Here is a 12,858-nt window from a genome sequence, read left to right as displayed (position 1 = left end):
ACTTTTGGTGGTTTCATCTTTATGAGGGGTCAGGCTCGAGCCTGACCCCTTCATCGCTTCCTACTTACTCATCATCATCGATGCCCCACATCTTTCTCTGCTGTATATCATCCGATTCCACAATAACTGTTCCTTTTCCATCCGTTTTCACTCTTTCGAACATGCCTTTTCCCGTAAACTTTTTTAAAGTTTCACTTTGCTCTTCTAATACATGATGTAGCCGGTGAATTTCCTGCTCCATTTCTTCTTCGGTCATTTTCTTATTCACCAAGATAACCCCTCCTTGTGTTTATTCAGCCCTGTTACTAAAAGGACAGACTAAGTAGAAAAGCAATGCTTTTCTAAAATGATTTGAACAAGTTTCTGTTGGTTGCCTTCTACTCTCGTTACTCCACTCGTGTAGTAAAAGGAGCTTGCTTCTGAGCCGAGAAACCCTTCTTCATTGAAAAGGTAAACTGGGAGATCACGACCAAGCGCAATGCCAAGTTCAACATGGGTCCCTTTTCCTCCTGGAAGCAGAACAATAAGAATATCCGCTTTTTTTACTGCCTCTAATTCTGCTTCTCCAATCGAAGCAAGTTCATCAAACGTAACGGCTTTTTCAGTTTTCGTCCAATCGTATGTATGCTTGAGGCCATGACGTTTCAGTTCAGTAGCTAGTGTTTGCACGTGTTGTTTGTTTTGGAAACTTGATGCAATGTAAAAGTTCAATCGACTTGTCACCTTCCTTCGGTTACAACGAGATGTTTTTGAATTTCTTTTTTTAGTTTTTTTTCTTTCCGCTCTTCATACATCGGTGATCGTTTCATCTTTTTCATTTTCATTTTTCCAATCACATACCGTACAGACGTATTTTCCTGAACTAACTTGTTGTATTGAGGTTTCTCGACTAGCTCTACAAACCAACTGTACGCCATCAGAGCCGTAATATTTGCTTCAATTCGCTGCTCATCTGGTGGATCGCCCCACCAAAACAAATCACCTACTAACGCTAAAAACTCCAAAAACACTTCCAACTCCTCGCCCCCTCTGCAAAGCCGAATTTACAATAATGACCAATCTATCTATAGATACGAAATAGGAGGTGAAATTGTTTCAAAAGGAATAGAAGTGAATCTATCGGTGGAGTGTCCTCAATACGTGGACGATATCGCTATTATTGGGCGATTTGTCTTTGAAGGGGGTCAGGCTCGAGCCTGACCCCCTTCCCTATCGCTGCTCACTCTTCACCCCACACCTCATCCGGCACGAGGCTCCCGCCCGTCGCCCACACAAGATGCGTGCCGCGAGAACTTTTTCCTTCTACTGCTTGCGGACCGCTCATTCCTGCAAGGGCAGAAGGCTCAAGCTTAATTGCTTCTGTTTCATAGATCCATTTGAGCATTGCCTTCATTCGCTCATCTGTCACCGTGTAGACACCTTCAAGCATGGGTTGCATCACATGGCCAACAAAACCAGATGGTCTCCCGACTGCGAGACCATCTGCCGCTGTCTTATTGTCGATCCCAAAGTCTTGCACGGAAACTTGATCATGCAATCCTGTCATTAAGCCCAGCAGCATGGAAGGTGAATGCGTAGGTTCTGCAAAGTAACAGTGAACGTGCTCCCCAAACACTTGATGAAGGCCAAACGCAATCCCACCGGGTCCTCCGCCTACACCACATGGTAAATAAACGTGTAGCGGATTTTCAGCATTCACTTTTATTCCTCGCTCCTCAAACTGCTTTTTCAAGCGAAGCGCTGCTACGGCATATCCGAGAAAGAGGTCTTTTGAGTTCTCGTCATCAATGAAGTAACACGTTAGCTTCTTCTCACACTGCTTTCGTCCTTCTTCTACAGCCGCGCCATAGTCTGCCTGATGTTCCACAACTTGAACTCCCTTTTTACGTAAAAGGTCTTTTTTCCACTGCTTCGCGTCACTCGACATATGAACCGTAACGTTAAAACCGAGTTTGGCCGACATGATACCAATGCTTAATCCAAGGTTCCCTGTTGAACCGACGGAAATTGAAAAAGCAGAGAAGAACTCGGTGAACTTTTTATCAGCTAGAATAGAATAATCATCGTCCTTCGTTAAAATCGCATGACCAAGAGCTAATTTCTCGGCATGTTTGATGACTTCATAAATGCCTCCACGCGCCTTAATGCTGCCTGCAATCGGGAGAATATCATCTCGCTTTAAAAGAAGATCTCCTTGAATTTTGATCTGCTCTTCTTCCTCCAGCTTCGCTTTCATGTTGCTGATTTCTGAAATAGGCGATTCAATGATGCCGTTTGTTTCTGGAAACACTTTGTGAAAATAAGGCGCAAAACGTTTCATCCGAGCTTCAGCGTCCAGAATATCTGCCATCGAAAGATCCGTTGTTGGCGTGGTTTTTCCTTTTTGTGGATTTCTCCAATAAACTTCCTTTAATTGAAGTATGTCATCTAACAGCGGATGCTCGCCCTTCCACTGTTCAAGTGATTTTCCAGCTATAGTCATGATGGGTTCTTCACTCCTTTACTGTGGTAGGGGTCAGAGAGGGGTCTGACCCCTCTAAAAGACAGTTGTTCTCTCTCTTACTGTAACATTTAAGCAATACAATTGAATAAAGCACCTCCACATGATCGTGCTTTGACCATTAATCAAACGATTGGACAATGTTATTCAAAACACTAAAACAAAAGTGTCCGCCATAGACGGACACTTTTGTCATTTTGTCTTTTAATGGGGTCAGGCACGAGCCTGACCCCTATTTGACCGCACTACCGCACTACCGCACTACCTCACTCAAACATTTCCCAAATCTCTTGCTCCACTTCTTCTCCAACGGCACCGGTTCCGCCAAAGATTGTGAAGTAGAACGTTTCGTTGTCCTGCAAATACGTTCTCACTTTCGAATCAAGTTTGTTCTTAGGTGTAAGCAACAGGGGCTCGCCGTAATTAGCGGCAAGAACGGATCCTGCTAGGGCATCCGCAAACCCTGTACCCGTTGCGAGAGTTACGGCCTGAGCTTCAAGGTCAAAATGTTCGGCTATGGCGATGCCTGTTCCGTAACGATCTTTTCCTGAGATACGCTCTTTCCCTGGCAGCGCATTATAGACTTTTGAACCAATCACGCCAGTGCCACCGATCGCCAAAGTATGATCAACGTTCTTTAGCGCTTTTTTCGTCACTTCTGGCATTTTATCTTTATCTGTTAGAAGGATTGGCATCATATATTGCGCCGCAACAGGAGCAATGGATAAAGCGTCTGGAAAGTTCTTTCCGTAAGCGACAACCGCTGTATCAGAAGGCGGTAGCTTTTTCGCGATCGCGGCAGCCGTTTCATAGCGGTCTTTTCCAGACACACGATCTACCTCGATATCCAATTCATCTTCTAAGTAATTTTCGATGCTCGTTGAGACAGCACCTTTACCCCCAACAATCGTTACATTCTCCACTTGTAGGAAGGTTAGCGCAGCTTCTGTCACTTTTGAAAGTTTTTTCTTCTCTGTTAGGAGGATTGGCGCATTATAATAATAAGCTAATGGTGCAGCTGCTAAGGCATCAGGAAAATCTTCACCCGTTGCGAGCACGACATTTTCAACTGAACCTCCAAACTGCTGACGAGCTGCGATCGCCGCTGCTGTATAATAGCGGTCTTTCCCAGAAATCCGCTCAATCATTGGTTCTTCTTCGTAAACAAAGCCGTTTAAGATATATTCCTCGCCGTTATCGAGATTCGCAAGATCCGTTGCTTCCATATAATAAGTTCCGGGTTCGAGTACAAAGCCGTTACCAGAGCCGTACTCATCCTCCCACTCTTCATCCGCTACGAGCTTTTGCTTCGCCGCATCATATACAGTTACTCGCGGCTTCATCTCAGTCTCTTCGTCGCTTGCGGAGAAAATCGAGGCATAAAAATCAACTTTCTCATCACCAGTGATCTCAAGTTTATAATAGTCTTTGTCATCTTTATCAAACGTTCCGACCACATAGTCATCGACGTTGATTTTATTTGCTTCGCCGAATGTATTATTCGGTTCCTCTTCCATGAAACCTCCATACTCATCGTATCCTTGAATAGAGATTTCATTTTGATTCCCTAAGTGTTGCGAACGCTTCTGTAAAATCGATAAATCAACCTGATCATTTGATGCTGCTTGTACAGCCGGACTGGCTAGTAAACTCGTAGCCATTAAGAAAGATGTTGCAATTCCTAGTGCTTTTTTCAATCGTCTCGTTCCCCCATTTTTTTATTAAACACACTTTAAATCCACACCAATCTATCCTGGCCTCACCGTCCCTCTTATTTCACTAAGAGGATTATATATAATTTTTTCCAAAAGAGCTATTTGTTTCTTTCGACAAAAAAAGCACCCGCTGGGTGCTTTTCATCATTGTTTGCCGTCTCTCAACACTTCAATTAAATCATTTTCAAGAAGTTGGTCCGACATGTCAATCTGCTTCTTAATCTGTTCGTAACCTTCGCGACATTTCTCGATGTCCACTTTTTCACCTGTCTCGGTATTTGTACAAGTTCCTTTTGAAAACTCTCCAGTAGGTGACATGCTAAAGGAATAGTCCTCCCCAAAGAACGTACCGGTCGGGAAGCCGTGTCGAAACCCAACAAATCCTTTTTCTTTCGTTAACAGGTTGTCTCCTACTTGATAAAGAGGCTGCTCAATGCCAAGTAGTGAGGTCACGGTTGGGGCGATATCAACCATTCCACCAATAACCTCTTCCGTAACCCCATCTTCCTGGCCAGGTGTATGAATAATGAGCGGGACATTAAACATCTCTTTGCGATCGAATGTCACATCAACGAGCTCATCTAATTGATCTGCCGAATCAGCCAATAGCCCATAGTGATCGCCGTAGTAAACGAACAACGTCTCTTCCCAAATCCCTTTTTGTTTCAAATCCTCGATAAAATTTCCGAGCGCTTGATCCGCGTAATAGGCGCTTTGTAAATAATCACCAACAGGCGTTCCGTTAAATTTATCTGGTAAGCGGAGCATCTGCTGTTCCTCCGGTAGTTTAAACGGTCGGTGCTGAGAAAGGGTAACAAAGAAGTTGTAGAACGGTCCCTTTTCAGCGTCTTTTTCATAGATGTTGCTTAGCTGCTCATACATGCTTTCATCCGAAATTCCCATTCCTAATTGATCAGTAGGATCGATATCAGGCGAAGTAGCGCTATAAAATTCCTCAAACCCCTGCGCTGGATAAGCGGCTTTCCGATTCCAAAACTCAGGATCGTTTCCATGAGCCACGCTCGTCTGATACGCTTCTTCCTTTAGAAGAATGGGCAACGATTGAAAAGCGCCGTTTTCATAAGCCGTATAGCCGCTCTCGTTTTCTGCAGGGAAGAGTGAATTATTGACGATAAATTCCGCATCGGACGTATTGCCTTTTCCGATCTGGGTGTAAATGTTAGTAAAATAATGGCTTTTCTTAATGAGCTCATTTAAATTCGGCGTAATCTCTTCGCCATTCACTTCAAGCCCAATCACAAAATCGTTGAGCGATTCTCCTTGCACGATTACAAGGTTTTTGTTTTTGGCGATTCCAAATGACGGCGAAGCTTGATTCGCTTTTTGTTTCTCTGCAAAATAAGCATTGATTTTCTCTAATTCTTTCGCGCTGCTGTCTTTCCCAATTGCCGGCGCAATTTTTTCCTCATTAAAGTAAATTGTACTATCATAGAGGTGGGCTGGAAGGATCCCAGCCACAGCCACTTTGTATTGATCACTGTACTGTTCTTCCATCGCAAAAATCGAAACACACGTTAGAATCACCATTCCAGCTAGTAAAAATGAATAGCCCGCAGCGATCTTTTTGAAGTGCGCTTTTTTCATGTACATCCAGTGCCCCACTACAGCGAGCAGCACGACATCAACAGCAAACCAGACATCGTTCCACTGCATTAACGAGGTAATCGAATCTCCAACATCCGCTGTTTGACCAGCTTGATTTACTAATTCTAGTGATAGAAGACTACTATAATACCGTTCATAGAGAACGTCACCGTAGAGTAGTAGTGAAAGTAACCCATATAATCCAAGCGAAATAAGCGCTGCCCTTTTCTTTGTTGAGAATAAAAGCATACTTGTTAAAAAGAGTGTCAGCCCCGCCGCTCCCACTAAAATTAATCCAATATTGGCTTCGCCAATCATTTGGTGAGCAAAATAGGCGTTTTTAAACGTCCAGCCGATCACCATAACGAACGCCCATAAACCTATCTTCATCCACTTCGTCATATATCTTCCTTCTTTGCATCTGTTTCTTCATATTGTAACAGAAAGTTTACACTAGATTAACAATAGTTGAGGAAATGAAAACCTTAGGGCTAAGTTACCAGTTCCACGTCTATCGACCATTTTCATAGAATCGTTTAGGAACAAAACAAAAAGCCCGTCTCGATAACGGACTTCTCGCAGTTAGTTTGGCTTATGAATTGCCTCAGGTTGTTTAATAATATTTCGTAACAAGCTCAAGCTCTACGGACTCAGAGACAGCGCCTTTTCCGCCAAGGATCATATACTTATAGGTCTCTTGTTGATCAAGAAACTTTACGGTAGCCGGAGAAAGCTCTGTTTCCGGGGTCAACAGGAGAGGAGTTTGTAAGTAAGCTGCCCGCAAGGAACCTGTTAACGCATCCGCATACCCCGAACCTTTTGCAAGATGGATGATGCTAGGCGACCAATCAAAATATTCAGCTACAGCAGCAGAAGTTCCGTAACGATCCTTGCCGGAAAGGCGTTCTGAATCCGGAAGCTCATTAAAAACATCCTCGCTAATCACGCCACTGCCACCAACAGCCAGACTGCGGTCATACTTTTCTAGAGCTTTTTTTGTAGCATCTGGAATCTCATTTGTTTCCGTTAAAAGAATCGGCATATGACTGCGAGCAGCGTACGCGGCAACTGAAAGCGCGTCTGAGAACCCTTTTCCATTCACAACGGCAACTTGATCAGAAGATAGCTTTTCTGCAACTGCGGCAGCCGTCCCGTAGCGGTCTTTCCCGGAGATGCGATCCACTTTCAGACCTAGCTCGTCTTCTAAGAATTTTACTACCTTATTTGAAACCGCGCCTTCTCCTCCAACGATCGTAACTTTCTTCGCCTTTAAGGATTTCAATGAATCTTTCGTGACTTCTGGTAATTTATCCTTTTGAGTTAACAACATCTCAGCATCTAGCTCATAAGCAAGCGGTGCTCCTGAGAGTGCATCAGGAAAATTTTCACCCGAGACAAGCACCACATTCTCCGCTGGACCACCCGCTCGATTTTGCTCGGCTACTTTAGCTGCCGTTTCATAACGATCGCTGCCGGATATTCGGTAAATCCCTTTCTCCATTTCACCAACTGCCGCATTTAATTCATAAACCTTTCCATTGTTCACGTTGTTCAAGTCGGAAGCTTCGATATAATAGGTGCCAGCTTTTAATAGATAGCTAGATCGAAAGTAAGTCCCCTCTCCAATTTCATAAGGCTTCACCTTATTTCCATCAGAATCATAGACGTTGGCATGCAGTTCCATATCAGTTGCTTTGCCATCTTCTTGTCCGATTGAAATCATTAAATCATTTTCTTTTTCACCAGTTAATTCAACTTTATAAAAGTCCTTATCATTTTTTGCGAACGTGCCTTGGACAAAATCGTTTGACTTTAAAGTCTGGTTGGCACTATTAAACGTATCATTTAATTCTCTTTCTTGAATCATGTTCACTTCGTCAGCGTCAGCCTTCTTGCTGCTTAAGGCTAATGCTGATGGATTGGCTAGTAAACTCGTAGCTACTAGTAACGAAGTGGCCACTCCAATCGTTTTTCTCATCAAATCCAATCCTTCCTATTCTTCACGTCATTAACTTGCTTCTACCATAAGCGATGGGCTTTTTTTCGTGACTCTTTTAATGAAGAGATTTATTGATGTCGTTGCTTTAAAACCGCTCACTTTCTTTAACAGAAAGACATTGTTTACATCTAAGCTAATCATACACCGTCAACTATTTTGCTTCAATGAATATAAAGTAACTATTTCTACTTAGAAAATGGAACTGATTGTTTTATAGAGAGCTGCTTTTGTTATTCCCTTTCCCTATCAAAACGAATCCATTTCAGCACAAAGAAGTGCACGTCTAAGACGGACACTTCTTTGTGTGATCTTCTCATAAAAATGGTGTCTTAATGCGCGCGTTTCGCACCTAAATACCTCGGTGCCCAGTAGCTTGACGTCATATCGCTAATGGTTACGCCAGTCGATGATCCTGCATGAATAAATTTATTATTTCCGATATAAATTCCGCCATGTGATGCGCCAGGCTTGTACGTTGTAAAATAAACAATATCCCCAACGGACGGGCTGCTAACCGAATCGGTTACATTCCACATTTGTGCCATCGTTCGTGGCAGAGAAATGCCCTGTTTTTTAAAGACATAGACAAGAAACCCACTACAATCAAACCCAGACTGAGGCGTATTGCCTCCCCAAGTATAAGGAACGCCAATAAATTCTGAAGCATCCGCGATCAAGTCCATTGCATTAAAAGATTGAGACCCGCTTCCGGTATTATCGCTTTCACTTCCGGAATAAGCAGTCCCCTGTTTGAGCTTTTCCCATGTTGCAGGTCCAACTACCCCATCGACCGTAAGCTTGTTGCGTGATTGGAAGTTCTTTACCGCCTGCTCTGTTGCTGGTCCAAAATCACCGTCTTTTGAACCTTTATAGTATCCAAGCGCTGTTAGCTTTGATTGTAGCTCTTTGACACCCTCACCTTTTACGCCCAGTTTCAGAATGTCCCCTTGCGTTACCTGGTCGCTGACAGGCGTTTGTGTCGTGCCGCCACGAGCTTTTAATGCATCAATAGTCGCATCATTTGCTACACCTGTGACAGGAAGACCAACGATACTTTGAAACTCTTTAACGGCTTTTTCTGTGATCGACCCAAAAATTCCATCAACGTTGTAATTGTAGTAGCCGCGATCTTTTAAATTCTGCTGAAGGGAGGTAACCGAACTTCCACGAGCGCCAACCTTAAGCCCTGAAACTTCCTCCTTTTTCTCTTCTACAGATGAGCTTGAGAGCTTAGTCTTCGTTTGGCTGTCTACAACCCCTGTTTGTGATAATCCGTTTGCACTCTGAAATTTCTTTACGGCTTTTTCTGTAATCGGACCATAAATTCCATCAACATTGTAGTTATAGTAACCTTTGTTTTTCAGCTGTTGCTGCACAGACGTTACTTCTGAACCACGAGAACCCGTCTTTAAAACACCGTCCGCCTCTTGTTTTGCTTCAGCAGCGTTGAGGGCATTTTCAGTCGCTTGATCGACAACTCCAGAGGCGCTTAATCCATTTGCACTCTGAAACTGTTTCACCGCTTTTTCTGTAATTGGACCAAAAATCCCATCAACGTTGTAATTATAGTAACCTTTGCTCTTTAACGTCGATTGAATCGAAGTAACGGATTGACCGCGATCCCCTATCGTTAGGGTTGAAGATGATGTGGCTGGAGCTGATTTTGCTACACTCCCTTTGAGCGCGTTCAATGTGTCACCCGATACCGTTCCCGTTATTTTTAAACCAGTTGCTTTTTGAAAATCCTTCACCGCTTGCTCTGTAATGGGGCCAAAGTAGCCAGTGGACGTATGGTATGTAAAATAACCTTTTTCTTTAAGAACATCCTGTAACTCTTTCACATCAGGGCTGTTCATACCCTTTTGCAAAGCCTGGTCACCGAGAGACGCTTCCACATCCTCCGTTTGAACATAAAATAACCCAGTTAAAAATGCCGAACCTACAAGCGTCTTCTTCCATGTAGAAAGTTGCATGAATTTCCCCCTTAGTTTTATCACAGCGCATGAATAGAGATCTTTTAACAATATCGGCTATAATTCGCTAAGTTTGAATAGATTTCCTGTTAAAATTTTATTATTCATGAAAATACATGTAAAAAAGCAACTTTTGGCATATGCTAGTACGTTATTACTAAATTAGAGACGTTAAAATAACAAAAGAAAAAAGCCTTTCTTTTTTAGCGAAAGGCTTTTCTTCTGCATATGAAATGATGTCACTCTGCTAGTTGGTTTTCAACATCTAAACTGATCGCTCCACTTCCACCTAGTAGTACGTAAGATTCTGACTGGCGATTGTTAATGAGCTGCTTCGTCTCATCAGGAATACGATTTTTCTCAACAAGGTATAGTGGCGCGTGATTTTTTGCAGCCGCTACTGAACCGGTGAGGGCATCTGCGAATCCCATTCCATTCGCAAAATACGTCATATCCGTTTCCATATAAAGTCGATTTACAATATCAGCTGCGGTACCAAAACGATTCTTACCTGAATATCGAGTGGGGTTCTGAAGCTGATCAACAACGCCTTTGCTAATGACGCCAGTTCCCCCGACAACAATCGTTTCATCCACTCCCTTCAGTGCAATCTTTGTCACTTCTGGTAGTTTCGTCGTATTTGCGAGTAGAATCGGATAACCATGCTCAGCCGCATAAGGTGCGATGGCAAGGGCATCAGGGAAATTCATTCCGTATGCCACAACGGCTTTTTTAGCAGGATCCATCCGCTTAGCGATTTCGGCAGCCGTCTCAAATCGGTCTTTTCCACTAATACGCTCAACATCAAGACCAAGTTTCTTTAGCTGGTCACGAACGGACTCCGAAACAGCCCCGTTTCCACCTAGAATGATTGCTTTAGATGCGTTAAGACGCTCGATTTCATCCACTGTTTGGTCAGGAAGACTTGATTTACCGGCTAGAAGAATCGGCGCCTTTAATTGATACGCAAGTGGCGAGCCGGCTAGTGCATCAGGGAAATCTAACCCTCGCGCAATGAGCACGGTCGTTGCCGTATCATACGTATGCTCGCTAACAGCACTTGCAGTCCCAAATCGATCCGAGCCTCTCACTCTTAAAATATCTTGTAATTTCGTTTTCACAGTAACGGTTGGTCCGTCCTTCGACTCATTGCCTGCCGAATCGACCGCTTGTACGGAAAATCGATACGTTGTATTTGGCGTCAGATTTGCTATTTTCATGCTGTTCTTATCGCTGACTGTTTGGATGACTTGATTATCCTGATAAATTTTATAATGGTCGATTCCACCTTTATCTGATGCAGACGACCATGCGAGCTTTAATGACGATGCTTCTACTTCACTTGTACGCAGGCTTTTCGTGGAAGGCCAGCTTGGTGGCGTTGTATCCGTGTCGATGCTAACTTGGATCTTCATGCTATCCATGCTACGGTCCAGGGCTTCTACAGATAGATTTGAACTTGATCCATCATAAAGATTGCTATTAGGTAAAGAAGAAGCATTAAAACTCGGATACTGATTCGCTGTGAAATAGTGATCGTATTTTGAATACCAATCTCCATTATCTAGCTCACTAAATCCTCTTTCCTTCTGGTTGGCTTCTTCAAGATCAACTAACTTATGCTTTTCATTATCGTTCCCTCTATATTTCTGAGATTCATCAATGTGCCAGATGACGAGTCCACCAGTTACAGTACGGTTCTGCAATCCTCGGTCATACCCGATATACTGCCGATTCTCGATTAAAAAATATTCGCCTTGTTTCTCCGTATTCACGCGAATGGCTTTGTAAGCCCCATCTTTGTTCGACTGAACCGAATACGTTCCTGACGAAGAAACGAGAGTAGGAATACTAAACCCTAGTTTTTCTTTTGACCATGCATCTAAATGAGTAGGCGTTTGTCCCTGGTATTCCCCATTCAAATATGCCCATGATCCTTCTCCCATTAAACTATGTACGCCAACGCCAAGAGAAGAGTTGTCTCGATCATATAAATCAGGTAATCCAAGGTCATGTCCTAGTTCGTGAGCTATAATTCCAATTGTCGCCATATGACCACCCTGCGTTTCACCAAACTGCATGTACCCTCCCTTACCTTCTAAAGAGGCAACCTTCACGCCATCTAGCGTAGGGACATCATTCAGGACCAGGCTACTGCGGTGACCCCAAACGCTTGGAGAAGGATCTGAAAAGCTTCCTTCACCACCTGCTGCGATTGTCACAATATGGAGCTCATTTGTGCTAATGTAGCCATCTTTGTTCGTATCATATGTTTTGTAATTAACCGTATCATCAGATGCTTTCAAAGCGTCCGAGACGAGCTTACTATATAACGCGTTCTCTGTTTGTTTCCCGACAGGATCCGGATGGTTATACGGTAATGAGACAGTAGCGATACCGTTCGACGTGCCACTGGATTCAGCCGCCGGCTCGAATTGGAGTCTTCCGTTTGAGACCTCATCATAATAATTTTTCACAGATTTTCCTGTACTACTAAAAAAAGTATTATTCCAACTTGCTTCAGAATACTTTATTTTCTTATCTTTAAAGTTTACGAGTAAAACAAGCAAGGGATGCTTGTCTACCTGATTCGTAGATTGAATCGTCACCTGATTGATCTCAGGCCGTTCAGTAAACCTTTTGCTATCTTCTGTATTGGGGAGCTTCATCATCTCACTGTGACTAGCGACCGCTTCCGGTACAGCATCAATCCCTACTTTTGCTCCAGTGCTAATCAATTTATTGTCTTTTAACATTGCGTAAACCCAGTAGTTGTTCTCTTCTTTTAAAATCACTTGGCCATCTTCCGTTTCAAACCAGTGACGGATTTCATCCCCAGCTGCTTTTAATTCAAATTCCAATCCATTTGGTTGCTTCTCCGTTCTTGCTTGATCAGAAGCCGGCGCAGCCAGCGTTGTAGCGTTCAACATAAAGAACACAAGAATCGTTAGTAGTCCAATTTTGTAAAATAGCGTGCGTTTCATTTATTCATCTCCCCGTGTTCGATATGGTGAATATTCCCTTAATAGTAGCACGCAAACCTGATTCCTGATAGAACTTTCGACC

General features: G+C 43.3%; 9 protein-coding genes. All 9 read right to left on the bottom strand.

Translation table 11 applies throughout. The features are described 5' to 3' along the window. Window positions 1-64: 64 nt before the first annotated feature. The gene (locus LCL91_RS08335; RefSeq protein ID WP_224881607.1) at window positions 65-271 is read right to left on the bottom strand and encodes a hypothetical protein; all 207 of its coding nucleotides are present in this window, start codon (window positions 269-271) and stop codon (window positions 65-67) included. A gap of 47 nt (window positions 272-318) precedes the next feature. Beyond that, a complete protein-coding gene (locus LCL91_RS08330) occupies window positions 319-711 on the bottom strand; it encodes a nucleoside 2-deoxyribosyltransferase (RefSeq protein ID WP_224881605.1) in 393 nt (130 codons plus the stop codon). Between the two features lie 8 nt (window positions 712-719). Further along, window positions 720-1,016 carry a hypothetical protein gene (locus LCL91_RS08325; protein ID WP_224881603.1) on the bottom strand — a complete coding sequence of 99 codons (297 nt, stop codon included), beginning with the start codon at window positions 1,014-1,016 and terminating at the stop codon, window positions 720-722. 203 nt (window positions 1,017-1,219) lie between these two features. After that, a complete protein-coding gene (locus tag LCL91_RS08320; RefSeq protein WP_224881601.1) occupies window positions 1,220-2,482 on the bottom strand; it encodes a D-serine ammonia-lyase in 1,263 nt (420 codons plus the stop codon). 284 nt (window positions 2,483-2,766) lie between these two features. Next, on the bottom strand, window positions 2,767-4,197 hold the full coding sequence (locus tag LCL91_RS08315; protein ID WP_224881598.1) for a cell wall-binding repeat-containing protein: 1,431 nt from the start codon (window positions 4,195-4,197) through the stop codon (window positions 2,767-2,769). A 162-nt stretch (window positions 4,198-4,359) separates the two neighbouring features. Further along, window positions 4,360-6,222, bottom strand: a complete 1,863-nt coding sequence (locus LCL91_RS08310; RefSeq protein ID WP_224881596.1) for an LTA synthase family protein — start codon at window positions 6,220-6,222, stop codon at window positions 4,360-4,362. A gap of 211 nt (window positions 6,223-6,433) precedes the next feature. Next, window positions 6,434-7,798: a cell wall-binding repeat-containing protein gene (locus LCL91_RS08305; RefSeq protein WP_224881594.1), complete on the bottom strand. Its 1,365-nt coding sequence runs from the start codon at window positions 7,796-7,798 to the stop codon at window positions 6,434-6,436. 350 nt (window positions 7,799-8,148) lie between these two features. Continuing rightward, window positions 8,149-9,792, bottom strand: a complete 1,644-nt coding sequence (locus LCL91_RS08295) for a peptidoglycan-binding protein (RefSeq protein ID WP_305077959.1) — start codon at window positions 9,790-9,792, stop codon at window positions 8,149-8,151. Between the two features lie 239 nt (window positions 9,793-10,031). Continuing rightward, window positions 10,032-12,776 carry a cell wall-binding repeat-containing protein gene (locus LCL91_RS08290; protein ID WP_224881592.1) on the bottom strand — a complete coding sequence of 915 codons (2,745 nt, stop codon included), beginning with the start codon at window positions 12,774-12,776 and terminating at the stop codon, window positions 10,032-10,034. Between the last annotated feature and the right edge of the window lie 82 nt (window positions 12,777-12,858).

The sequence above is a fragment of the Guptibacillus hwajinpoensis genome, assembly GCF_020171785.1.
GTDB lineage: Bacteria > Bacillota > Bacilli > Bacillales > Guptibacillaceae > Guptibacillus > Guptibacillus sedimenti.
This window is presented reverse-complemented; position numbering and strand designations above follow the sequence as displayed.

What these genes read in the sequence shown, in the direction of transcription:
- LCL91_RS08320 (WP_224881601.1), bottom strand. Translation starts at nt 2,482, where the DNA reads ATGACTATAGCTGGAAAATCACTTGAACAGTGGAAGGGCGAGCATCCG.
- LCL91_RS08290 (WP_224881592.1), bottom strand. Translation starts at nt 12,776, where the DNA reads ATGAAACGCACGCTATTTTACAAAATTGGACTACTAACGATTCTTGTG.
- LCL91_RS08295 (WP_305077959.1), bottom strand. Translation starts at nt 9,792, where the DNA reads ATGCAACTTTCTACATGGAAGAAGACGCTTGTAGGTTCGGCATTTTTA.
- LCL91_RS08310 (WP_224881596.1), bottom strand. Translation starts at nt 6,222, where the DNA reads ATGACGAAGTGGATGAAGATAGGTTTATGGGCGTTCGTTATGGTGATC.
- LCL91_RS08305 (WP_224881594.1), bottom strand. Translation starts at nt 7,798, where the DNA reads ATGAGAAAAACGATTGGAGTGGCCACTTCGTTACTAGTAGCTACGAGT.